The organism is Pseudomonas sp. ES3-33 (assembly GCF_000952175.1).
Taxonomy (GTDB): domain Bacteria; phylum Pseudomonadota; class Gammaproteobacteria; order Pseudomonadales; family Pseudomonadaceae; genus Aquipseudomonas; species Aquipseudomonas gregormendelii.
This window is the reverse complement of record NZ_JZRI01000055.1, coordinates 21,141-44,570: the sequence shown is the minus strand read 5'-3', so window position 1 is coordinate 44,570 and position 23,430 is coordinate 21,141. Positions and strand designations below refer to the sequence as shown.

The window sequence follows — 23,430 nt, the reverse complement described above, 5'->3', positions numbered from 1 at the left end:
GCTTGCCCGCGATGGCATCCTTACAAACGCAACAAATATTAAGCCGGAACCGCCTTGGCTTTCGGCTCACGATCCCAAACCCGATGTTGCCCGATCGCTGCAATAAACGGTTTGAACAGCTTCGTATCCGCCCCCACGATCAATCCCGCATCCGCTTCTAGCTTCAGCACGTCCAGCAACTGCTTGGCTTCGCCGTGCAAGGCGATCGCCTTCAGATGCTTGTAGGCTTCCAGCACGTAATGCAGCGCCACCCCATCGGTGCTCAAGGCCTTGATCGACGCTGCGCCACCGGGCACGAACACCGCGTCAAACGCCACTGACGGCAAGCCTTCCATCGACGCATCCACCGGCAGTGTCTTGCCGTCTGCGGTCTTCACCGGTGCCGAAGTCGGCCCCAGCAGCTTGGCGTGCGCCCCTTCGGCTGCCAGCGCCTTTTTCAGCGCGTCAATCGCTGCGCCATCGACACCGTTGGCCGCCAGAATCGCCACCTTGCGGCTCTTTATGTTGCCGGGCAGAAGGTTGGCCTGGCTGAGCGCGGGTGAGCGATCCAGCGACGTCTTCGGCACATCGACCGTGCCGGCCTTGGGTGCCGGCAAACCGAGGTTAGCGGCTACGCGTGCGGCCAGTTCAAGATCAATGTTGGCGAGGATCTCGTTCACCTGACGGGCACGAATGAACTCACGTTCGACTTTGCCCAGCTCGAAGCTGTAGGCCGCAATGATGTGTTCCTGCTCGTGCTTGGTCATGCTGTGGAAGAACAGCCGCGCCTGGGAGAAGTGGTCGCTGAATGACTCGCTGCGCTGGCGGATCTTGTTGGCGTCGATGCGTTCGGGATAGGACTCGAAACCACCGTCCTGTGCCGCCGGCGGCGTCTCTTTCGGCCAGCCGCCGTCGATGGAGTTAGGCTCGTAGGCCGCACGGCCCTTGTCGATCGTGGTGCGGTGCAGCGCGTCGCGCTGGCCGTTGTGGAACGGTGCCACCGGACGGTTGATCGGGATTTCGTGGAAGTTGGGGCCGCCAAGACGGCTGATCTGCGTGTCGGTGTAAGAAAACAGCCGGCCTTGCAGCAGCGGGTCATTGGAGAAATCGATGCCTGGCACGATGTGCCCCGGGCAGAACGCGACCTGTTCGGTTTCGGCGAAGAAGTTATCCGGGTTGCGGTTCAGCACCATTTTGCCCAGTGGCGTGATAGGCACGATTTCCTCGGGGATGATCTTGGTCGGGTCGAGAATGTCGAAGTCGAAGGAGTGTTCGTTTTCCTCTTCGACAATCTGCACGCCCAATTCCCATTCCGGGTAATCGCCCATCTCGATCGCTTCCCACAGATCTCGACGGTGGAAGTCGGTGTCTTTGCCGGCGAGCTTCTGTGCTTCATCCCAAACCAGCGAGCAGGTGCCGTTGGAAGGGCGCCAGTGGAATTTGACGAAGCGCGATTTGCCTTCGGCGTTGATCAGCCGGAAGGTGTGCACGCCGAAGCCCTGCATGCTGCGCAGGCTCTTGGGAATCGCGCGGTCGGACATGGCCCAGATCACCATGTGCGCCGACTCCGGGACCAGCGAAACAAAGTCCCAGAAGGTATCGTGGGCAGAGCCGCCAGTAGGAATTTCGTTGTGGGGCTCAGGTTTCACGGCGTGGACGAAGTCGGGAAACTTGATCGCATCCTGGATGAAAAACACCGGCATGTTGTTGCCCACCAGATCGAAGTTGCCTTCGTCGGTGAAAAACTTCACGGCAAAACCGCGCACATCGCGCACGGTATCGCCCGAGCCGCGAGGGCCCTGCACCGTGGAGAAGCGGGTGAATACCGGGGTTTTCTTGCCCGGGTCCTGGAGGAAACCGGCCTTGGTCAATGCCGCATGGTTTTCGTAGGCCTGGAAGTATCCATGAGCACCGGTGCCGCGGGCGTGGACGATACGCTCGGGAATACGCTCGTGGTCAAAGTGCGTGATTTTTTCACGCATGATGAAGTCTTCGAGCAGCGAAGGCCCGCGCGCGCCGACCTTCAACGTGTTCTGATTGTCCGAAACCTTTACGCCCTGATTGGTGCGCAAGGCCTGGCCTGTGGCGTCGGAGCGGAATGTTTCCAGGCTGTCGAGCTTGGTATTGGTATTGTTACGGTCCAGGGTATCGGTCCCGGCCAGTTCGCTTTTAGGTGTGGCAGGTTTCTTGGTACTCATCAGTCGTAAACTCCTCTTTGCGATCTCGTCCTAGCCGGACTTGTGAGCAATGTTCCAGGCACGGCACCTGGCGATTCTCGAGCTGCCTAATTAGTGACTGGTGACCGTTTCAGCCGTTCCTTTTTTCTGACCTTTGATCGCGTTATTGCCAAATCGCTGGTTGAATGCGAAATAAATGCTAAGAACCTCTATACGGACAGGCTAAAATGCGCGCCCGGCTAACCGCTGACCCTTTTCCAACGCGCCCCACAAGGTTCGCTACGTGATCGAGTTTCAAAACGTCCACAAAACCTACCGCGTCGCCGGTAAGGAAATTCCCGCCCTGCACCCGACCAGTCTGACGATTGAGAATGGCCAGGTGTTTGGCCTGATCGGCCACTCCGGCGCGGGCAAAAGTACCCTGCTGCGCCTGATCAATCGTCTGGAGAATTCCACTGGCGGCAAGATCTTCGTCGACGGCGAAGAAGTCACTGCGCTCGACGCCAGCAGCCTGCGACGCTTCCGCCAACAGGTCGGGATGATTTTCCAGCACTTCAATCTGCTGGCCTCCAAGACCGTGGCCGATAACGTCGCGCTGCCCCTGACCCTGGCCGGCGAGCTGTCGCGCAGCGAGATCGACCAGCGCGTGGCCGAATTGCTGGCGCGGGTCGGGCTGTCCGATCACGCCAAAAAATACCCGGCTCAGTTGTCTGGTGGGCAGAAGCAGCGCGTTGGCATCGCCCGCGCCTTGGCCACCAAGCCGAAAATCCTGTTGTGCGACGAAGCCACCAGCGCCCTGGACCCGCAAACCACCGCGTCGGTCCTGCAGTTGCTGGCTGAGATCAATCGCGAGTTGAAGCTGACCATCGTGCTGATTACTCACGAAATGGACGTGATTCGTCGGGTCTGCGACCAGGTGGCGGTAATGGACTCTGGTGTGATCGTCGAGCAGGGCTCGGTTGCCGATGTGTTCCTGCATCCCAAGCACCCGACGACCAAGCGCTTTGTGCAGGAAGACGAGCAGATCGATGAAGGCGAACAACGCGACGACTTCGCCCATGTCCCAGGCCGCATCGTGCGTCTGACATTCCAGGGCGAAGCGACCTACGCGCCTTTACTGGGTACTGTCGCTCGCGAAACGGGTGTGGACTACAGCATCCTCGCCGGCCGCATCGACCGCATCAAAGACGTCCCTTATGGGCAACTCACTCTGGCCGTCACCGGTGGCGACATGGAGGCGGCATTTGCCCGCTTCACCGCGGCTGACGTTCACATGGAGGTGCTGCGCTGATGGAAGCCCTGACAAGTTTCTTCTCCAACATCGACTGGTTCGAAATCTGGCTGGCCACTGGCGACACGCTGCTGATGCTCGGCGGTTCACTGTTGTTCACCGTGCTGTTGGGCCTGCCGCTGGGTGTGCTGCTGTTCCTGTGCAGCCCGCGTCAACTGCTCGAAGCCAAGGGGCTGTACGCCCTGCTGTCGCTGGTGGTGAACATCCTGCGTTCGCTGCCCTTCATCATTCTGTTGATCGTGATGATTCCGTTCACTGTGCTGATCACCGGCACCTCCCTGGGTGTAGGCGGTGCGATTCCGCCGCTGGTCGTGGGCGCCACGCCGTTTTTCGCGCGACTGGTGGAAACCGCCTTGCGTGAAGTGGATCGCGGCATCATCGAGGCGACCCAGGCCATGGGTGCGACCACTCGGCAGATCATCACCAATGCCCTGCTGCCGGAAGCCCGTCCGGGCATCTTCGCCGCGATTACAGTGACAGCGATTACATTGGTGTCCTACACGGCAATGGCCGGTGTCGTCGGCGCTGGCGGCCTGGGTGACCTGGCGATCCGTTTCGGCTATCAACGTTTCCAGACCGATGTGATGGTGGTGACTGTGGTGTTGCTGCTGGTGCTGGTCCAGGTGCTGCAAACCGTTGGTGACAAATTGGTTGTGCATTTTTCCCGCAAATAAATACTCTCGTCTTTTGCAAATGAGCCGGCCATTCGCTGGCAGGCGCCGCATAACTGGCGCCTCACATGGAGTTAGCTGAATGAAAAAACTACTCGTCGCGTTCGCCGCCGTTGCTGCGTTCTCTGCCCAGGCGGACACCCTGACCGTTGCCGCCACGCCAGTCCCGCACGCAGAGATTCTCGAATTCATCAAGCCAGCCCTGGCCAAGGACGGCGTGGACCTGAAGGTCAAGGTCTTCACCGACTATGTCCAGCCCAACGTGCAAGTGGCCGAGAAGCGCCTGGACGCCAACTTCTTCCAGCACCAGCCATACCTGGATGAGTTCAACAAGGCTAAGGGCACCAACCTGGTCGCCATTGCCGGCGTGCACCTGGAACCACTGGGCGCCTATTCCAGCAAACACAAAACCCTGGCCGACTTGCCAGGCGGCGCCAACGTGGTAATCCCCAACGACGCCACCAATGGCGGTCGCGCCCTGTTGCTGCTGCAGAAGGCTGGGCTGATCAAGTTGAAGGATTCGAACAACATCCTGTCGAGCGTCAAGGACATCACCGAGAATTCCAAGGACCTGAAATTCCGCGAACTGGAAGCGGCGACCATCCCGCGCGTGCTGACCCAGGTCGACCTTGCGCTGATCAACACCAACTACGCGCTGGAGGCCAAGCTCGATCCGTCCAAGGACGCGCTGGTCATCGAAGGCAACGACTCGCCCTACGTGAACATTCTGGTGGCCCGTCCGGACGACAAGGACAGCGAAGACATGAAGAAACTGGTCGCGGCCCTGCACAGCCCTGAAGTCAAAGCTTTCATCCTGGAAAAGTACAAAGGCGCGGTATTGCCAGCGTTCTGATCTAGCGATAAAAACACAAGATCGCAGCCTTCGGCAGCTCCTGCACAAGCATCGGTAACGACCCGATTCCGTAGGAGCTGGCGCAGACTGCGATCTTTTTTTGTGCCTCAAAAAACTATTGGCGTTTGAGCATCACCGGCAACTGCGCCACCAGCTTCACATTATTCAACGGCGCCCGAATAAACCCGCGCTGCGTCCCATCCGGGCCAATCACCGCCAGGTTGCCGCTGTGATCCACCGTGTAGTTTGGCTTGGTGGTATCTGCCGGGATGAACGGGATGCTCACCGCATTGGCGAATTTTTGCAGGTCGGCGATCGAGGTCGGCGTCAGGCCGATGAACTGCGGGTCGAAGTAGCCCAGGTACTGCTTAAGCTGCTTGGGCGTGTCGCGATTGGGGTCGACACTGACCAGGATGATCTGCAGCTTGTCCACCACGTCCGCCGGCAACTCACTCTTGATCTGGCGCAGTTGGGCGAGGGTGGTCGGGCAGATGTCCGGGCAGAAGGTGTAGCCGAAGAACAGCAGTGACCATTTGTCTTTCAACTCGTCGACCGCAACCGGCTTGCCATCCTGGTCGGTCATGGTCAGATCCGGCAGGTTGCGGCTTTGCGGCAGCAGGATGATGCCGGCGTCGATCAACTCCGTCGGGTCCCCCTGGCCTTTGCCAGACAGCACTTTATTGATGGTCAGGCCCAGCACAAGCGCGATCAGGGCGACGAGGATGAAGACGGTTTTCTGGGTTCGAGTCATAGGTTCAACAGTAAGTAGTGGTCTACGAGCAGCGCGATAAACAGCAGGAACAAGTACCAGATAGAGTACTTGAAGGTGTTGATCGCCGCGTGCGGCCGAGTGCCACGGTACAGCACCACGGCCCATTGCAGGAACCTCGCGCCCAGGACGAGCGCGCAGGCCAGGTAGAGCAGGCCGCTCATGTGGATCACGTAAGGCATCAGGCTGACGGCCAGCAACGCGAAGGTGTAAAGCAGGATGTGCACCTTGGTGTAGTGCTCGCCGTGGGTCACGGGCAGCATCGGGATGTCGGCCTTGGCGTATTCCTCCTTGCGGTGAATCGCCAGCGCCCAGAAGTGCGGCGGGGTCCAGGCGAATATGATCAGGACCAGCAGCAGCGGTTCGGCGCTGACATGGCCGGTCGCAGCGGTCCAGCCAAGCAGCGGAGGCGCGGCACCGGCCAATCCGCCGATGACGATGTTTTGTGGAGTCGCGCGCTTGAGGAAACCGGTGTAGACCACCGCGTAACCCAGCAGGGAGGCCAGGGTCAGCCAGGCGGTCAACGGGTTGGTGAACGTCAACAGCAGGGCCTGGCCGAGCACGGCCAGCACCAGGGCAAAGGTCAGCGCGGCGGCCGGTGAAACCCGTCCTTCGGCCAGGGGCCGTTTGTGTGTGCGGGCCATGACTGCATCAATGCGCCGATCCACCACATGGTTGACCGCCGCCGCGCCGCCGGCACACAACGCAATCCCCAGGTTACCGAAGATCAGCACCGTCCAGGGCACCCCGGCGCGGGTCGCGAGGAACATGCCGACCAGTGAGGTGATCAGCATCAGCACCACCACTTTCGGCTTGGTCAGCTCCAGATAGTCACGCCAGATCGCCTGGCTGTGACGTTCGCCGATCAGAGTCGCCATGGCATCTCTCCTTTTATTGTTATGGGCCCGGCTGAATGTTTACGCGGGCTGAACCGCCAGCGTGCAGGGAATTGCTGCTTGACCCGAACCAGGCTGGTTCGCGCGTGATAATTGACCAGCACCAACGTCAGCAGCAGTGCCGCGCCGCCGGCGTTATGCGCGACGGCCACCGGCAATGGCAGGTGGAACAGCACGTTGCTGATGCCGAGGGTGATCTGGGCGGCAAGTGCCACCAGCACCAGCCCCGCCAGCCGGGTCATGCCGACGACCTTGAGTTGCCACGCCAGGCCGAGCAATACAAGCGTTACCAGCAACGCGCCGATTCGGTGGGTCAGGTGAATCGCGGTGCGGGCATCGCTGTCCAGTTGTCCACCCAGGTAGTTCGGGCCGATGTGCTGTGTGAGGTGAAAGCCGTTGGCAAAATCAGCCGGCGGCAGCCATTGCCCGTGGCAGGTCGGGAAGTCGATACAGGCTACGGCGGCATAGTTCGAACTGACCCAGCCTCCAAGGGCGATCTGTCCGATCACCAGCAGCAAGCCAGCCGTCGCCCAATGCTGCAGGCGTCGTGGCACGGTCAGTGCGGGCAATACCCCGGACAGGCGCAAGGTCAGGAGAAACAACAGGCTCAAGGTGGCAAAGCCGCCGAGTAGATGCCCGGTGACCACTTGCGGCCAGAGCTTTAGCGTCACGGTCCACATGCCGAACGCGGCCTGGGCGATCACCACGGCCAACAAAAACAACGGCAACTTCACCGGTTGCCCCGGGTGCCGACGATGCACCCACGCACGGCCGGCCAGTACGGCAATCAGCAGCCCAAGGGTGCCGGCAAAGTACCGATGGATCATCTCGTTCCAGCCTTTATGGGCTTCGACGGGCGTGTCGGGGAAATGCAATTCGGCATGGGCCAGCTGGGCCTCGCTTTTTGGCACGCTGATGAAGCCGTAGCAGCCCGGCCAGTCCGGACAGCCAAGGCCGGCGTGGGTCAGGCGGGTATAGGCGCCGAGCAGCACCACTATCAGTGCCAGCAGGGTGGCAAACAGCGCGAGGCGAAATCCAGGTTTGGCCATGACGATGCCCTTATCCGATGTTCGACAGTTTCAGCAGGTGGCGCAGGTCGTTGAGCAGGTCCTTGCCCTTGACGGTCGGGTCGTAGCGCAGCACCAGGTTGCCGTGGGGGTCGATGATCCACAGCTGCGGCACGGCGTGGTCACCAGTGGTCTTGCTGAACGTGGTCAGGTCCATGGGATAACGTTGCAGTTGTGGGTATTCGCGGGCGAGCTTGGCTTCGTACTCGCTGTTGAGCGGCTGCGCGGCGGCCAGGGCGTGACTGGCCCGGGATGCATCGCGGGAGAGGCCGATCTGCACCTGGCGCGCCAGGTACACCAGCTGCTGGCAGTCAACCGAGCAGTCTTTGGGTGCAGTCACCAGCATTTGCCAGCGTTGCTCCTGAGCCTGCACGCCAAGATCGGCGCGGGTCTGGCCATTGCCGATGAGTTCGCCGTGATAACTGCGCCCCTCCGGTACCCAGAACTGCAGTTTGTACATGCCGGTGGCGAGGATCATCGGACCGATCACCCCAAGCAGAATCAGCAGCAGCTGCAAACGCCCTTTGCGCCGACTTGCCGGCGACTTCGCTTCAGACATGCTGGGTGGATTCATGGCCGCTCCCATGGTGTTTCTCCTTTGCGTTGTGCCAGCCGAGGTAGATGAACAGGCCGAGCAGGGCGATCGACATGGCGAACCACTGCACGGCATAAGCGATGTGTTTTTCTGGCCCCATGGCGACCACCGGCCAATCGGCCTGGTAGATCCCGGGACCCGGTTCTGCACGTAATTCGTAAGGGAAACCATCACGCTCCAATGCTGCCCAGAGCTTCGCCGGTTCCACCGCTGTCACCAGTTGCGGCCAGGTGGTGGTGGCCGGGTCGGCGTGAAGCTGGAAAGTAGCGCCCGGAGCAACGTAGACCCAGGCGGTGAGGGTCAAGACCTCGCCAGGCGTGGTGAATTGCGCGGGGATGCGCCGGTCCGGCCAGGGCAGCCAACCGCGATTGACCAGCAGCCATTGGCCGCTGGCTTGATCCTGAAACGGCTGCAGCAACTCGACCCCGACCTTGCCGTCCCGTTGGCGGTTATCCAGCAGCAGGCTGTGCGCGGCATCGAACTGGCCACGCAGCACGACCCGGCGGAAGGCAGGATCCTCGGTGTGCTGTAACGCAGTGCTGGCCATCGGTTCCGCCAGCCGGCGCTCGGCATAACTGTCCAGCAGCGCGCTTTTTTCCGCGCCGCGATTCAGTTGCCAGAAACCGAGCGAGACCAGCAGTGGCAGCAACAAGGCCACCACCAAACTCGGCACGATGCCTGGCCGGAAGCGCTTCATGACGTCGCCAGAATGTCGGTAGTCGCGATAGCTATACTCAAGTGCATCGCATTTCCCCTGGAGTCTCACCATGCTCAAAGCAGCCATCGTCCTGATGCTGATTGCCACGGTTGTCAGCCTGTTCAGCGGCCTGTTTTTTCTGGTCAAGGACGACAGCAGCTCTAACCGTCTCGTCATTGCCTTGAGTGTTCGTGTAGCCCTGGCCGCCATTACCGTCGGCTTGATCGCCTGGGGATTCTTCAGCGGCCAGCTGGTGTCTCACGCGCCTTGGTGATGCCTCAAAGTACGTAGACGAAGACGAACAAACCGATCCACACCACGTCCACGAAGTGCCAGTACCAGCTCGCCGCTTCGAAGCCGAACTGATGCTCGTTGTCGAAGTGCCCGCGCATCACCCGCATCAGCATCACGAACAGGATTATCGTGCCCATGGTCACGTGGGCGCCGTGGAACCCCGTGAGCATGAAGAACGTCGCGCCGTAGATGCCCGAACCCAGTGTCAGGCCCAGTTCCTTGTAAGCGTGGATGTATTCTTCAGCCTGGAAAAAGAGGAACGCGCAGCCCAGCAGCACGGTGATCGCCAGCCAGATCTTCAGCGCGCCGCGATGGCCCTTTTTCAAGGCGTGGTGGGCGATGGTGACGGTCACGCTGGAACTCACCAACAACACCGTGTTGAGCAACGGCAGGCCCCATGGGCTGATGACTTCCTTGGGTGGCGGAAACAGTTTCGAGTCAGGGTTGTTCAGCAATGGCCAGACGAACTCGAAGTTAGGCCAAAGCATGTGAGCTATGCCTTTGGCGCCTTCTCCGCCGAGCGCAGGGCCGGAGACGTGGCGCACGTAGAACAGTGCACCGAAGAAGGCGATGAAAAACATCACCTCCGAAAAGATGAACCAGCTCATGCCCCAACGAAATGAACGGTCCATCTGCGCGCTGTACAAGCCGCTGCGACTTTCCTTGATCACGGTACCGAACCAGCCGAACAGCATGTACGCCACCAGCAGGCCGCCGACGAAAAAGATCAGCGGGCCGTGGGATTCCGGGCGCGCCGCTTTCAGGTCGTTGAACCAGGTGGCCAGGCCGAACACGGTGACGAACATGCCGACCGTGGCGATGATCGGCCACTTGCTCTGGGCCGGTACGTAATAGTGCTCATGAGTTGCCATTTATTGTTCTCCTTATCGGGCACGCTCAGCCGCCAGTGTTTACAGCTACCGGGGGATGTCGGGCGGTGATATCGAACAGCGTGTAGGACAGCGTCAGGTGCTTCACATCCTTGGGCATGTCACGGTCAACAATGAAACGTACCGGCATCTCGATCCGTTCACCGGGCTGCAGCACTTGCTGGGTAAAGCAGAAACATTCGGTTTTGTGGAAGTACGCTGCCGCAGCGCTGGGCGCGATGCTGGGCACGGCCTGGGCGCTCATCGGGCGATCGGTAGGGTTGTGGGCGATGAAGATCATCTCGTTCACGGCGCCAGGGTTGGCGGTCAACTCATCGTGCTTGGGATAGAAGTCCCAGGACATGTCGGCGGAGTTGGTCGACAGGAACTGCACGCGTACCTGGCGAGACAGATCCACCGTCTGTTCACCTTCGTACTGTCCGGAAGTTTTGCCATTGATACCGAATGCCTTGCACATCACGTCGTAGATGGGCACCAGGGCAAACCCGAAGACGAACATTGCCACCACCACCATCAGCAGGCGGGTGACCAGTTTTTTCATCGAAATCGAGTCAGCCATGATTCCAACTCCATACCGAGACCCCTGTGGGAGCTGGCAAGCCAGCTCCCACAGGAATTCGTGCAAGGCCGAGGGTGTTCATTTCACTTCCGGCGGCGTGGTGAAGGTGTGATAAGGCGCCGGTGACGGGATGCTCCACTCCAGGCCCTCCGCGCCATCCCATGGTTTGGCCGGTGCTGGCGGGCCGCCGCGAATCGTCTTGATCACGATGAACAGGAAGAACAGCTGAGTGGTGCCGAACATGAATGCACCAATCGACGACACCATGTTGAAGTCGGCGAACTGCAGGTTGTAGTCCGGAATCCGCCGCGGCATGCCTGCCAGCCCCACGAAGTGCATCGGGAAGAAGGCCATGTTCATGCCGATGAACGACAGCCAGAAGTGCAGCTTGCCGAGGGTTTCGTCGTACATGTGGCCGGTCCATTTCGGCAGCCAGTAATAAGCCGAGGCGAAGATCCCGAAAATCGCCCCTGGCACCAGCACGTAGTGGAAATGCGCAACCACGAAGTAGGTGTCCTGGTACTGGAAGTCCGCCGGAGCGATGGCCAGCATCAAGCCGGAGAAGCCGCCAATGGAGAACAGGATCACGAACGCCACAGCGAACAACATCGGCGTCTCGAAGGTCAGCGAGCCTTGCCACATGGTGCTGGCCCAGTTGAACACCTTGACCCCGGTCGGTACCGCGATCAGCAGCGTGGCGTACATGAAGAACAACTCCCCCACCAGCGGAATGCCGACCACGAACATGTGGTGCGCCCAGACGATGAACGACAGGAACGCGATGCTCGCCGTGGCGTAGACCATCGAGGTGTAACCGAACAGAGGCTTGCGTGAAAAGGTCGGGATGATCGAGCTGACGGCACCGAAGGCCGGCAGAATCATGATGTACACCTCGGGGTGCCCAAAGAACCAGAACACGTGCTGGAACAACACCGGATCACCGCCCCCGGCCGCACTGAAGAAACTGGTGCCGAAGTGGATGTCCATCAGCATCATCGTTACGCAACCGGCCAGTACCGGCATCACCGCAATCAGCAGGAAAGCGGTAATCAACCAGGTCCAGACGAACAGCGGCATTTTCATCAACGTCATGCCTGGAGCGCGCAGGTTGAGGATGGTGGCGATCACGTTGATCGCGCCCATGATCGAACTGATCCCCATCAGGTGGATGGCAAAGATGAAGAAAGTCACGCTTTCCGGTGCATAGGTTGTCGACAGCGGGGCGTAGAACGTCCAGCCGAAGTTAGGCCCGCCGCCGGGCGTGAACAGGGTCGATACCAGCAGGATGAACGCAGCTGGCAATAGCCAGAAGCTGAAGTTGTTCATCCGCGGCAGGGCCATATCCGGCGCGCCGATCATCAACGGGATCATCCAGTTGGCCAGCCCAACGAATGCCGGCATCACCGCACCGAAGACCATCACCAGGCCGTGCATGGTGGTCATCTGATTAAAGAAGGCCGGTTCGACGATTTGCAGCCCCGGCTGGAACAGCTCGGCGCGAATCACCATCGCGAACGAACCGCCAAGCAGGAACATGGAAAACGCGAACCACAGGTACAGTGTGCCGATGTCCTTGTGGTTGGTGGTCAGCACCCAGCGCATCAGGCCTTTGGCGGGGCCGTGGGCGTGGTCGGCATGACCATGGTCATCGATGACGGCGCTCATGGCGTGTCTCCTGCAAACAGATGGGCTGGGCAGGCCGGGGCACGCTGCCCCGACCGGTTCCTTGGGTACGCAATAGACCGGGTCATTTGCTTTCCGCCTGTTTCAGCTCCAGCACTTCTTTTGGCGTGACCATGTCGCCTTTATTGTTGCCCCAGGCGTTACGCTCGTAAGTCACGACCGCTGCTATGTCGACTTCCGAGAGCTGCTTGCCGAACGCTGCCATGGCGGTGCCTGGTTTGCCGTGGAAGACAATGCCCAAGTGCCCTTCTTTCGGTCCGGTGGCGATTTTCGAGCCTTTGAGTGCCGGGAACATTGGCGGCAGGCCCTGGCCTTCGGCCTGGTGACAGGCTACGCAGGTGGTGTGATAGACCTTGTCACCGCGTTCCTTGAGTTCGTCGAGCGTCCATTCTTTGCTGGTCAGCTCCTTGAGCTGCGCCGCTTCAGCCTTGCGTTCGCCCAGCCATTTTTCATAGTCGGCCTTTTCCTTGACCTCGACCACGATCGGCATGAAACCGTGGTCCTTGCCGCACAGCTCGGCGCACTGACCGCGGTAGATGCCGGGCTTGTCGACGCGTGTCCAGGCTTCGTTGACGAAACCGGGAATGGCATCGCGCTTGACCGCAAAGGCGGGCACCCACCAGGAGTGGATAACGTCGGCGGAGGTCACCAGGAAACGCACCTTGGCGCCAATCGGCAGCACCAGCGGCTTGTCGACTTCGAGCAAATAGTGCTCGCCCTTGGTTTCCTTGTTGTGGATCTGCTCGGCGGGGGTGGCCAGGTTGCTGAAGAACTCGACGTCCTGGCCCAGGTATTTGTAATGCCACTTCCACTGATAACCGGTGACCTGGATATCGATATCCGGCTCACTGGTGTCGTACATCTTGATCAGGGTTGCAGTCGCGGGAACCGCCATCGCTACCAGGATCAGGAAGGGCACGATGGTCCAGAGGATTTCTACGGTCGTACTTTCATGAAATTTTGCGGCCACCTGCCCGGTTGAGCGGCGGTGGAGGATCATCGACCAGAACATGGCGCCGAAGACGATGATGCCGATCACTACACAAATCCAGAAAATGGTCATGTGCAGGTCAAATACTGCGTGACTGATTTCAGTCGCTCCAGGCGCCATATTCACAGTCCAGGCCGCTTGCGCCTGACTGAAAATCGACCACAACAGGAGGCCCATCCAGACGTGTGGATGTCGCATCATTGCGGGTTCCCCTTATCGTTCTTGTTATCCCGCCGGCTTTCACCAGTGGCAAGGGAGCGGCTTTTCAGACTACGAACTTGATTGCCGGGCCTTGCTGCGTGTGCAGTCGGGCGTCATCAGCTAACTCCATTCCAACCCGAGTATAGACAGCGACTGAGACCTCGCAATGCGATGGGGTAAATGAACCGTGACAGGACGCACTTGCGCTCAAGGGCACGAATGGAGAAGGATGCAGACGAGTGGTGGCAAATGGATATAACTTTGATGTCTTAAGGGTGAAATAATTATGACAAATGCGTCTGAAGAATTTTCCTGCGCCAGCTAAGTTATGTCTTCCCTATTTCTTTGCCTTGTTTCCTGGAGTTTTCATGAACACCGCCGCATTGCGCGAGCAGATCCAAAAAGCCCAACAGCACGAAGCCGAGACTGGCTTGCTGACTCGTCAGCTGGAAAGCAAACTGCCACATCTGCACCCGTCCATCCAGCTGCCGGAGACGGACGCCAAGGGTGTGCTCACTCGTTTTGTTGCGGCCTACATTGACGAGGTGCCTGACCTGCTGGATGCAGCCAACGAAGTGGCCAAGGAAGCGGGTATCCAGTCGCAGATCACCCCAGTGTTGAAAATCGCCGAGCAGTATTTCCTCCAGCCGCCCGCCATCATGGCCGGCCACATCGGGCTCGACAGCCTGCTGGATGAAGCGTACCTGGCACATCGCTTTGTCGAAGAGGTCAATGACCTGTACATCAAGCATCTTGGCCAGCCCTTGATCCCATTGGACATGACTGTTGCCAACCTGATTGCCCACCAGTTGATCGGTGAGGAATTTGCCAACCAGCTGGACGAGGCCGTGCATCACGCGCTCGACGAAATGCTCGACGACCAGAGTTTTGCGCTGGAGTCGGTTGAAGCCTATCGCGAGAAGCTCAGCAGCCCGCACACTGGCGCCGCGTGGAAACGCTGGCCGTGCATGTCGCGCCGGTTAGGCGTGGGCCTGGACCTGGATCAGCCTGCGGCTTAACCGTAATACTTGAAAGATCGCAGCCTCCGGCAGCTCCTACGCAATGCACACAGGTCCAATGTAGGAGCTGCCGAAGGCTGCGATCTTTTGCTTTAGACCCCTGCAGACCCTACGCCAGTAGTGGTCCGTAAACGCCCTTCCAGCCTGCGCTTCAACCCACGCGCCTCGATCAGCAGCTTCGAACCTTTCGCCGCATTGGCTCGTCCCCACTCTTCGAGCAGTTCCAGGCACGAGTGATCGATGTAGCTCAGGTTATTGAGCGGCACGTGCACAGTCGCGCCCGGCGGGATAGTCCCCAGCACCTGCGTCAGCGCCGGTACCTTCAGAAAGGTCGCGGCACCGCTCAAGCGCAACTCCATCTCGCCATCGGCAGGCAGGTCGATCAGGCTGATCTTCAAGCGCGAAGCTTTCCACGCCAGCTTCGCCAGCGTCAGGCCAAAGCCGATCAACACGCCGGTCAGCAGGTCGGTGAAGACAATCGCCAATGCGGTCGCCGCATAGGTGAACATCGGCATCCTGCCGTAACGCCCCAGGCCGCGAAACGCCTTGAGGTCGACCAGTTTGAAACCGGTGTAAACCAGAACGCCCGCCAGGCTCGCTACCGGAATGCTCTGCAGCACACTGGAGAGCAACAGGACGAAAGCCAGCAACCATAGCCCGTGGAAAATCGTCGACAATCGCGTGGTCGCGCCGGCTTGCACGTTGGCCGAGCTCCGCACGATCACGCCGGTCATTGGCAACGCACCCAGCAGGCCGCAGAGCATGTTGCCCACACCTTGGGCAGACAGCTCCCGATCGAAGTCAGAGCGCTGGCCACTGTGCATGCGGTCGACGGCGGCGGCGGAGAGCAAGGTTTCGGCGCTGGCGATAAATGCCACGGCAAACGCCGCGATCAGCAGGGTGGGGTCGGCCAGGTTGAGCAAGTCCGCCGGTTTCAGCCAGTCGATCGCTTCCGCGAGGTTAGCCGGGACTTCCACTCGTTTGACCTGCAAGGCCAACACCAGGCTGGCCCCGGTTGCCAGCCCTACACCGAGCAAGGCGCCAGGTATGAAGCGCAGTGAGTGCGGACGAAATTTTTCCCACAGCCACATCACTGCAATCGTCCCCAGGCCGAGCAAACCAGCCTGCCAGCCCACCGATGGCAAAGCTTGCGCAACGGCTGCGGGGAAGGTGGCCAGGTTGTCCAGGCCGGAAGGTTTGGGCACGGCGTCGAGCATCACATGCACTTGGGACAATACGATCAGCACGCCAATGCCTGCGAGCATGCCGTAGACCACGGCGGGTGCCGTCACCCGAAACCAGCAGCCCAGTTTCAACCGACCGGCCACCAGTTGCAGGAAACCCGCTAAGAGCAGGATCGGCCCCAGCATGGCAATACCATGCTGACGCACGAGTTCGAAGACGAGTACCGCAAGCCCGGCGGCAGGACCGCTGACTTGCAAGGGGGAGCCGGCGAGCCAGCCTACAACCAGGCCGCCGATGATCCCGGTGATCAGGCCTTTGGCGGGTGGCAGGCCGGAAGCGATGGCGATACCCATGCACAAGGGCAGGGCCACCAGAAATACGACCACCGAAGCCAGCAGCTCCCGCGGCAGTGCAGCTTTGAGTTGCGCAGCACGCATGTTGATTCTCCCGACATTTCTTCAGGCGTGGCAAAGCCAGGCTGCTTATTCAGCGGCCGGCTTTGCTACACAGGGGTTTAGGAGGCGTTAGAAGCGCGCTTTGGGCGTCGCCACGGGGATCGGATGGCTGCCATCCAATGGCAGGAAACAACCTTTGTCCGCGTCGTAAGCTTTTATTTCGCTGGTTTCGATGTTGTAGACCCAGCCATGGATGAACAGTTGGCCGTTGGCCATGCGCGAAGCCACGGATGGGTGCGTGCGCAGGTGCTGGAGTTGCGCGATCACGTTCTCTTCAGTGAGGACATGCATGCTTTCGTTTTCGTCGGCGCAGTTGCAGTTCTCATGAACCATGGTTTTCGCCACTTCTGCGTGCCGCAGCCAGGCTTTGACCGTCGGCATTTTTTCCAGGCTATCGGGGTTCAAAACTGCGCGCATGGCGCCGCAGTCGGAATGTCCGCAGATGATGATGTGCTGTACACCCAGCGCCAGCACCGCATATTCGATGGCAGTGGAAACGCCGCCGTTCATTTGCCCATAAGGTGGCACGACGTTGCCTACGTTACGGGTCACAAACAGATCGCCGGGCGCGCTTTGAGTAATCAGTTCAGGAACGATGCGCGAGTCGGCGCAAGCGATGAACATTGCCCGGGGACTTTGTGCCGTCGCGAGCTTTTTGAAGAGTTCTTCCTGCTGGGGGAAGACGTCGTGATGAAAATGCAAGAAGCCATCAACGATATGCTGCAGCGCTGCATCGGCAGACTCCGCTTCGGGTTGGGCGGAAGCCGACGCAGCCAGCGGCTGTTTATCCTTGTCACTCATAAATTCATCCTCTTGGGCGGAGTGGGGGAATTGTCCCGTGTTGTCCGATGTGAAGCCAGTGGCTGTTAAAAACATCCAGGCCAAGAAATCTCGACCCGTCAGTCACTCGATGAACAAGGTAGCCCGCGAAACTTAACTCAAACTGAATCAACCGCTCTAGAACATGTGTTCCAGGTCACAAAAAACGTGACTGGTGTGGTGGCCACATGCTTTGTGCCGCTTCAACAATAGGCTAATTCTCCCTAAATCAGCGACATTTGGCGACCCGGGGGACAGAAGGCACTGCAGTCCAGATCAAAACCTTCCCGACGATTGAGCCCCAGGCGTTTGATGGTCTTGGCGAAGCGCTGCGCCAGCAAGTCGGCAAAGGGGCCTTCGCCGCGCATTCGAGCGCCGAATCGACTGTCGTACAGCTCCCCTCCACGGCTTTGGCGGATCAGGCTCAATACATGCGCAGCTCGCTGAGGATAATGCGCGGCCAGCCATTCCTCGAATAAAGGTGCCACCTCCAGAGGCAGGCGCAACATCATGTAGGCTGCACTCTGGGCACCGGCTGCCTGCGCTTCGGTAAGCAGGCTTTCGAGTTCGCTGTCGTTGATCATTGGAATCATCGGCGAACACAGCACCCCTACAGGAATACCGGCGTCACGCATCACACGGATTGCCCGCAGCCGGGCCTTCGGTGCTGCGGCGCGGGGCTCGAGAATGCGCTTGAGCTCATCGTCCAGCGTGGTCAGGCTGATCATCACCGCCACCAGCCGCCGCCGGGCGAGTTCGGTCAGCAGGTCCAGGTCTCGAAGAATCAGCGAACCCTTGGTGATGATGGTGACCGGATGGCGGTAGCGCAGCAAAACTTCCAGGGTTTTGCGGGTAATCCCGTGTTCGCGTTCGATCGGCTGGTACGGGTCGGTGTTGGAACCCAGGTTGATGGGGGCGCACTGATAGCCCCGTCGTGACAGCTGCTCTTCCAGCACGTCGGCGGCATTGGTCTTGGCGATCAGCCGGGTTTCGAAATCGAGTCCGGGCGACATGTCCCAATACGCATGGCTGGGCCGGGCATAGCAGTAAATGCAACCGTGTTCACACCCGCGGTAAGGGTTGATCGAGCGATCGAAAGGCAGGTCTGGGGAGTTGTTACGGGTGATGATGGTCTTCGCCGTTTCGAAGCGTACTTCCGTGCCTTGGGTGAGCGGTACTTCCTGGTACCAACCGTCGTCCTCGGCTACCGAACGGTTCGGCGCGAAACGATTGTGCGGGTTGGTGGCGGTGCCCCGGCCACGCGGCGGAAGTGGAGTAGCCATCGAAAGTGTCTCTTGAGCTGTATGCCCATACAGTACATGGCGATGGCGCGTTCGACCAGTGCCATTGGGCGCCTGGCTATGATTGAGAGGTTCAGGTCATCTTGAGAAATATATCGCGGCTGGCGTGATCAGCAGCACTGTCAGTATGCTCCTGGTTCACGGAAAGTGTTCATGCCCCAATTATTAAAAGGATTTAATAAATGTCTTTCTACAACCAGCGCGGCATCTTTCTTCAATTGCTGAGGCCTTCAGTCGTAAGTCCGATGGAAGTTCGGGTGTCCATGCAGTTCGCTACAAAAGAGGAGGGCTATCATCCCGTTAATGGCGATAGAGTCGACTATCTCTTGAAGTGCATTCATCGTGAAGCCGTATCGAACGATGGCGGGATAACCTTCACCATGGGCCCAGCCCACTGCGATCTGGATGGCGACGGCGATTTCGATCCGCAGGATAAGGCCATTCTTCTGGCATTGGCTAAAGCGTATTCAAAAATCGTTAACCCCTGATGTAAGCATTACGCTGTTCTAACTGTTTAAAACGAATACTTGTCGAGCGGGCTCCCTGACTTTCGGCGCGAATCTTTGCGCCGTTTTTTTTCATTCACGGTTCTTTGACAAATACCTCACATATCATTGACTGTTCGGCAGTAAAACTGTGGTCAATTATCCACATCTGCCCATGGTCGTTCGAGCATGTTCCCACCCGGTTTTTCACCTGCTGCACTCTTATGCTTGCTGGCCGCAATTTTCGGTTGCTCGTACGCTCATGCCGAAGACACGGGGTCGACGCGTCCGGAAGAATGGGCGCAACCGGTGGAAATTCGGTACAACCTGTTTCAGATGACCCCGACGCTATACCGAAGCGCGTTGCCAGATCGAGAGGCAGTGCCTCTACTGGGACGGCTCAAGGTAGCCACGGTCATTAACTTCCTGCCCGAGCCAGATTTGGGCTGGTTGTCGTCACCTGGAGTCACCCAGGTACAACTGCCGTATCGAACTAATCACGTCGATGATGCGGATGTACTTAAGGTGCTTCGAACTATCCGCGATGCAGAAAGCAAGGGGCCTGTGCTGATGCACTGCAAGCATGGCTCCGATCGCACCGGTTTGATGGCGGCGATGTATCGAGTCGTCATCCAGGGGTGGAGCAAGGAGGAGGCCCTGGATGAAATGACCCAAGGCGGCTTCGGAGACAATTCCCATTACCGCGATGGTGTGCGTTACATCCTGCAGGCCGATACTGGCAAACTGCGTACGGCATTGGCCAATGGTGATTGCAGCACCAGCCCTTTCGCTGCTTGCTCGATGAAGAGTTGGCTCAAGTCGGCAAATGTAGAATAAACGCGCGCTGGGGGAGCAGTGCCACCCCATTCCCATTCACGGGTAAAGGGTGGCGGTAACTCACTGTTGCTCGTCAGGCTTCTTTTTCAATTTTGGATTCGGGAAAAACTGCACCGCCTGAACTTTCGCGTCCGCGACTTTCAGTGCTGAAGTGTTGACCCGAGTGCCCAATTCCCTGGGCACTGACAAGCCTTGTTCATTGAGGGTGTCGGCATAACCGCAGGCCACACATTCTCGATGGGGAACGTCGTTTTCGCTCCACATCATCAGCTTGTCCGGCTCGCTACAAGCCGGGCAAACTGCGCCGGCGATGAAGCGTCTCTTGGTAATCACAGGCCCCTCGCTCATGCTGCTGCGTCCTCACTCAGGCCGCTGTGGCGCAAGAGTGCGTCAATCGATGGCTCACGGCCACGGAAGTCGACGAACAGCACCATAGGCTCCTGGGAACCGCCGCGTGCCAGGATCGCCTCGCGGAAGGCGCGACCGGTTTGTTCATTGAGTACGCCGTCTTCTTCAAATTTGGAGAAAGCGTCGGCGGACAACACTTCAGCCCACTTGTAGCTGTAGTAACCCGCCGCGTATCCGCCGGCGAAGATGTGCGCGAAGCTGTTGGGGAAGCGGTTGTAGGCCGGTGGACGCATCACCGAGACTTCGTCACGCACCCCTTCGAGTACTTGCAGTACGCTGCGGCCATCACCGTGGGTGGCGTGCAGCTCGAAATCGAACAGCGAGAACTCCAGTTGACGGACCATCATCAGCCCGGACTGGAAGTTTTTCGCGGCCAGCATTTTTTCCAGCAGGTCCTGAGGCAGCGGTTCGCCGGTCTCGTAGTGACCCGAGATTAATGCCAGCCCTTGGGGCTCCCAGCACCAGTTCTCCATGAACTGGCTTGGCAGTTCGACCGCATCCCAGGCCACACCGTTGATGCCGGATACGCCGGCGTGTTCGACGCGGGTCAGCAGGTGGTGCAGACCGTGGCCGAATTCGTGGAACAGCGTGGTCACTTCATCGTGGGTCAACAGGGCTGGTTTGCCACTGTCGGCTGGCGTGAAGTTGCACACCAGGTTGGCCACGGGATTCTGTAGCAAACCGTCAGCGGTGCGACGACGATCACGGGCACCGTCCATCCAGGCTCCGCCGCGCTTGTTGGCGCGGGCATACAGGTCGAAGAAGAACCGGCCCACGTGCTGACCATTTTCCTTGATTTCGAACAGGCGTACATCCGGGTGCCAGGTGTCGAAACCTTTCTGCTCGGCGATCTCGATACCGTATAGGCGCTGCACGATTGCGAACAACCCGCTGAGTACTTTGTCGATCGGGAAATAGGCGCGAAGTGTTTCCTGGGCAACGCTGTAACGTTGTTCGCGCAGTTTTTCCCCATAGAAACCGCTGTCCCAGCTTTGCAGGTCCGGGCAGCCTTGTTCGGCGGCGTAGGCCTTGAGCTGTTCGAGGTCCTGGGCAGCGAAAGGCTTGCTGCGCTTGGCCAGGTCGCGCAGGAAGCTGATTACCTGGTCGCTGGACTCGGCCATTTTGGTGGCCAGGCTCAGTTCTGAAAAGCTGGCGAAGCCCAGCAGTTTGGCGAGCTCCTGGCGCAGGTCGAGGATTTCTTCCATGACCGGGCCGTTATCATTCTGGCCAGCATTTGGGCCCTGGTCCGAAGCACGGGTGCAGTAGGCGGCGTAGACTTCTTCACGCAGGGCGCGGTCGTGGGCGTAGGTCATCACTGCGTAGTAGCTCGGGAACTCCAGGCTGATCAACCAGCCATCCAGCCCCTTGGCCTGCGCGGCGGCGGCCATCTGCGCCTTGGCGGAATCCGTCAGGCCGGCCAGTTTGGCCTCATCGGTGACGTGCTTGGTCCACGCCTGGGTGGCGTCGAGCAACTGGTTGGAGAAGCGGCTGCCCAGCTCCGACAGCTTGCTCTGTACATCAGCGTAACGCTTCTGCTCGGCTTCCGGCAGGTCGATGCCCGACAGACGGAAGTCGCGCAGCGAGTGTTCCAGGATAGTTTTCTGCGCAACGTCAAATCCTTCAGCTTCCGGGCTGTTGGCCAGGGCTTCGAAGGCCTGGAACAACTCGCGATTCTGGCCCATCTCGGTGGAGTAGGCGCTCAAGGCTGGCAGGCAGGATTCGTAGGCTTCGCGCAATTCAGCGCTGTTGCACACCGCATTCAGGTGGCTGACAGGGCTCCAGGCGGCGCCCAGGCGATCGTTCAGTTCGTCCATCGCCAACACCAGGCCGACCCAGGTCGGTTGTTTGCCCTGGGTCTTGAGGATCTCGATAATGGCGGCGCGGTTATCCGCCAGGATCTGTTCAATGGCCGGTTGCACGTGCTCGGCACGGATCGCGGAGAACGGCGGCAGGTCGTAGGACTGCAAAAGAGGGTTGTTCACGCTCACGGTTGGCACCTTGGCTGGAAGAAACATTGCCCCATCTTAATTACAATCGACGCCGACCGCAGCTATCAGCAACAGAGAGAGAGCCTATCGTGACGCTTCGCAAGTATCAGAACCACACGCCATCGCTGGGCAAGGGCGCTTTTGTCGACAGTTCGGCGGTGGTTATCGGTGACGTCGAAATCGGCGAAGACAGTTCCGTCTGGCCGCTCACGGTGATTCGTGGCGACATGCACCGCATCCGCATTGGTGCGCGTACCAGTGTCCAGGATGGCTGCGTGCTGCACATCACCCATGCCGGCCCGTTTAATCCTGATGGCTTCCCGTTGCTGATCGGCGACGACGTGACCATCGCCCACAAGGTCATGCTTCACGGGTGCAGTGTGGGCAGCCGGGTATTGATTGGCATGGGCAGTATTGTCATGGACGGCGCGGTGGTCGCCGATGATGTGATCATCGGCGCAGGCAGCCTGGTGCCTCCGGGAAAACGCCTGGAAAGCGGTTTTCTGTATGTCGGCAGCCCGGTGAAGCAGGTTCGTGAGCTGACTGACAAGGAGCGCGCTTTTTTCACCTACAGCGCGGCGAACTACGTGAAACTCAAGGACCTGCATCTGGCTGAAGGCTACGACCAGCTCTGACCCGGCACACTCAACTCAGGATTGCACATGCATTACCAGAACGTTTTGTTCGACCTTGATGGCACGCTGACCGACCCTCGCGAGGGCATCACCCGCTCGATTCAGTTCGCCTTGGCCAAACTTGGGATCGATGAGCCCGACCTTTCCCGGCTTGAACACTTTATTGGTCCGCCATTGCTGCAGGCCTTCATGCAGTTTTACGACTTCGACGAGCCCAAGGCCTGGGAGGCGGTGAATTTTTACCGTGAGCGCTTCAAGGTCACCGGATTGTATGAAAACAGGGTCTTCGACGGGGTTACACCTCTGCTGGAAACCCTCGGCGGGCAGGGCCGCCAGCTGTATATCGCGACCTCCAAACCATGGATTTTCGCCCGTGAGATTGCCCGGCATTTTGATTTCGCCAAACATTTCAAGGTGATCTACGGCAGTGAACTGGACGGTACCCGCACCAATAAGGTCGAGCTGCTTGCTCACCTGATGGCCGAAGAAGGTCTGGACCCGACCACCACCCTGATGATCGGCGACCGCAAGCACGACCTCATCGGCGCGCGCAGCAACGGTCTGGATGCGGCTGCGGTGGGGTATGGTTTCGGCAGCCGTGAGGAGCTGAGTGCACAAACCCCTGCTTATCATTTTGAAACGCTGGATGAGCTGCATCAGGCGTTTTTGCGGGGTTAAACAGTAC

General features: G+C 59.3%; 24 protein-coding genes. 9 read left to right on the top strand and 15 right to left on the bottom strand.

Annotation, left to right across the window (positions count from 1 at the left end; genetic code table 11):
• Positions 1-38: 38 nt before the first annotated feature.
• Entirely contained in the window at positions 39-2,177 is a 2,139-nt protein-coding gene (katE, locus tag UB23_RS09565; RefSeq protein WP_045059108.1) for a catalase HPII, read from the bottom strand.
• 262 nt (positions 2,178-2,439) lie between these two features.
• Here katE and UB23_RS09560 point away from each other — a divergent pair, with 262 nt between their 5' ends.
• From UB23_RS09560 to UB23_RS09550, 3 genes are all read left to right on the top strand, one after another.
• Positions 2,440-3,447: a methionine ABC transporter ATP-binding protein gene (locus UB23_RS09560; protein WP_045059107.1), complete on the top strand. Its 1,008-nt coding sequence runs from the start codon at positions 2,440-2,442 to the stop codon at positions 3,445-3,447.
• On the top strand, positions 3,447-4,121 hold the full coding sequence (locus tag UB23_RS09555; protein WP_045059106.1) for a methionine ABC transporter permease: 675 nt from the start codon (positions 3,447-3,449) through the stop codon (positions 4,119-4,121). The genes UB23_RS09560 and UB23_RS09555 overlap by 1 nt, the downstream gene beginning before the upstream one ends.
• Before the next feature lie 79 nt (positions 4,122-4,200).
• Positions 4,201-4,971 carry a MetQ/NlpA family ABC transporter substrate-binding protein gene (locus UB23_RS09550; protein ID WP_045059105.1) on the top strand — a complete coding sequence of 257 codons (771 nt, stop codon included), beginning with the start codon at positions 4,201-4,203 and terminating at the stop codon, positions 4,969-4,971.
• 115 nt (positions 4,972-5,086) lie between these two features.
• Here the strand turns inward: UB23_RS09550 and UB23_RS09545 are convergent, their stop codons facing one another.
• Genes UB23_RS09545 through UB23_RS09525 form a run of 5 tightly spaced genes read right to left on the bottom strand, consistent with a single transcriptional unit; the run spans position 5,087 to position 8,995 of the window.
• Positions 5,087-5,722: an SCO family protein gene (locus UB23_RS09545; RefSeq protein WP_045059104.1), complete on the bottom strand. Its 636-nt coding sequence runs from the start codon at positions 5,720-5,722 to the stop codon at positions 5,087-5,089.
• Positions 5,719-6,618 carry a heme o synthase gene (gene cyoE / locus UB23_RS09540; RefSeq protein WP_045059103.1) on the bottom strand — a complete coding sequence of 300 codons (900 nt, stop codon included), beginning with the start codon at positions 6,616-6,618 and terminating at the stop codon, positions 5,719-5,721. Before cyoE ends, UB23_RS09545 begins: the two co-directional genes overlap by 4 nt.
• Entirely contained in the window at positions 6,606-7,685 is a 1,080-nt protein-coding gene (locus UB23_RS09535) for a COX15/CtaA family protein (protein WP_045059102.1), read from the bottom strand. Before UB23_RS09535 ends, cyoE begins: the two co-directional genes overlap by 13 nt.
• Before the next feature lie 10 nt (positions 7,686-7,695).
• Positions 7,696-8,289 carry a hypothetical protein gene (locus UB23_RS09530; protein ID WP_045059133.1) on the bottom strand — a complete coding sequence of 198 codons (594 nt, stop codon included), beginning with the start codon at positions 8,287-8,289 and terminating at the stop codon, positions 7,696-7,698.
• A complete protein-coding gene (locus UB23_RS09525) occupies positions 8,255-8,995 on the bottom strand; it encodes an SURF1 family protein (RefSeq protein WP_045059101.1) in 741 nt (246 codons plus the stop codon). The genes UB23_RS09530 and UB23_RS09525 overlap by 35 nt, the downstream gene beginning before the upstream one ends.
• A gap of 70 nt (positions 8,996-9,065) precedes the next feature.
• Between UB23_RS09525 and UB23_RS09520 the strand changes: the two genes are divergently transcribed.
• A complete protein-coding gene (locus tag UB23_RS09520) occupies positions 9,066-9,269 on the top strand; it encodes a twin transmembrane helix small protein (protein WP_008064738.1) in 204 nt (67 codons plus the stop codon).
• A 4-nt stretch (positions 9,270-9,273) separates the two neighbouring features.
• Here UB23_RS09520 and UB23_RS09515 read toward each other — a convergent pair whose 3' ends face one another.
• The 4 genes from UB23_RS09515 to coxB form a co-directional block, all read right to left on the bottom strand.
• Positions 9,274-10,161, bottom strand: a complete 888-nt coding sequence (locus UB23_RS09515) for a cytochrome c oxidase subunit 3 (protein ID WP_045059100.1) — start codon at positions 10,159-10,161, stop codon at positions 9,274-9,276.
• Between the two features lie 25 nt (positions 10,162-10,186).
• Positions 10,187-10,738, bottom strand: coding sequence for a cytochrome c oxidase assembly protein (locus UB23_RS09510; RefSeq protein ID WP_045059099.1), 552 nt, complete (start codon positions 10,736-10,738; stop codon positions 10,187-10,189).
• A 78-nt stretch (positions 10,739-10,816) separates the two neighbouring features.
• Entirely contained in the window at positions 10,817-12,403 is a 1,587-nt protein-coding gene (gene ctaD, locus UB23_RS09505) for a cytochrome c oxidase subunit I (RefSeq protein WP_045059098.1), read from the bottom strand.
• A gap of 82 nt (positions 12,404-12,485) precedes the next feature.
• Positions 12,486-13,613: a cytochrome c oxidase subunit II gene (coxB, locus tag UB23_RS09500; protein ID WP_045059097.1), complete on the bottom strand. Its 1,128-nt coding sequence runs from the start codon at positions 13,611-13,613 to the stop codon at positions 12,486-12,488.
• Between the two features lie 368 nt (positions 13,614-13,981).
• Here coxB and UB23_RS09495 point away from each other — a divergent pair, with 368 nt between their 5' ends.
• Positions 13,982-14,632 carry a hypothetical protein gene (locus UB23_RS09495; RefSeq protein WP_045059096.1) on the top strand — a complete coding sequence of 217 codons (651 nt, stop codon included), beginning with the start codon at positions 13,982-13,984 and terminating at the stop codon, positions 14,630-14,632.
• 92 nt (positions 14,633-14,724) lie between these two features.
• On the opposite strand, the gene UB23_RS09490 is transcribed toward UB23_RS09495, so the two are convergent.
• The 3 genes from UB23_RS09490 to UB23_RS09480 form a co-directional block, all read right to left on the bottom strand.
• Positions 14,725-16,254: a SulP family inorganic anion transporter gene (locus UB23_RS09490; protein ID WP_045059095.1), complete on the bottom strand. Its 1,530-nt coding sequence runs from the start codon at positions 16,252-16,254 to the stop codon at positions 14,725-14,727.
• A gap of 87 nt (positions 16,255-16,341) precedes the next feature.
• Positions 16,342-17,073, bottom strand: a complete 732-nt coding sequence (locus UB23_RS09485; protein WP_045059094.1) for a carbonic anhydrase — start codon at positions 17,071-17,073, stop codon at positions 16,342-16,344.
• A gap of 242 nt (positions 17,074-17,315) precedes the next feature.
• Positions 17,316-18,374: a PA0069 family radical SAM protein gene (locus tag UB23_RS09480; protein WP_045059093.1), complete on the bottom strand. Its 1,059-nt coding sequence runs from the start codon at positions 18,372-18,374 to the stop codon at positions 17,316-17,318.
• Between the two features lie 200 nt (positions 18,375-18,574).
• Between UB23_RS09480 and UB23_RS09475 the strand changes: the two genes are divergently transcribed.
• Both UB23_RS09475 and UB23_RS09470 read left to right on the top strand, forming a co-directional pair.
• A complete protein-coding gene (locus UB23_RS09475) occupies positions 18,575-18,880 on the top strand; it encodes a hypothetical protein (RefSeq protein WP_045059092.1) in 306 nt (101 codons plus the stop codon).
• A gap of 186 nt (positions 18,881-19,066) precedes the next feature.
• Positions 19,067-19,714 (top strand): phosphatase domain-containing protein, encoded by a 648-nt coding sequence (locus UB23_RS09470; protein WP_045059091.1) that lies wholly within the window; start codon positions 19,067-19,069, stop codon positions 19,712-19,714.
• Positions 19,715-19,774: 60 nt separating this feature from the next.
• Here the strand turns inward: UB23_RS09470 and UB23_RS09465 are convergent, their stop codons facing one another.
• Complete coding sequence (locus UB23_RS09465) at positions 19,775-20,062, bottom strand: YheV family putative zinc ribbon protein (protein WP_045059090.1); 288 nt, start codon at positions 20,060-20,062, stop codon at positions 19,775-19,777.
• Complete coding sequence (prlC, locus tag UB23_RS09460) at positions 20,059-22,137, bottom strand: oligopeptidase A (RefSeq protein WP_177328540.1); 2,079 nt, start codon at positions 22,135-22,137, stop codon at positions 20,059-20,061. Before prlC ends, UB23_RS09465 begins: the two co-directional genes overlap by 4 nt.
• A gap of 62 nt (positions 22,138-22,199) precedes the next feature.
• Here prlC and UB23_RS09455 point away from each other — a divergent pair, with 62 nt between their 5' ends.
• Together UB23_RS09455 and UB23_RS09450 are read left to right on the top strand one after the other, a co-directional pair.
• Positions 22,200-22,745 (top strand): gamma carbonic anhydrase family protein, encoded by a 546-nt coding sequence (locus tag UB23_RS09455; protein ID WP_045059089.1) that lies wholly within the window; start codon positions 22,200-22,202, stop codon positions 22,743-22,745.
• Positions 22,746-22,772: 27 nt separating this feature from the next.
• Positions 22,773-23,423, top strand: a complete 651-nt coding sequence (locus UB23_RS09450; protein WP_045059088.1) for an HAD family hydrolase — start codon at positions 22,773-22,775, stop codon at positions 23,421-23,423.
• Positions 23,424-23,430 lie beyond the last annotated feature (7 nt).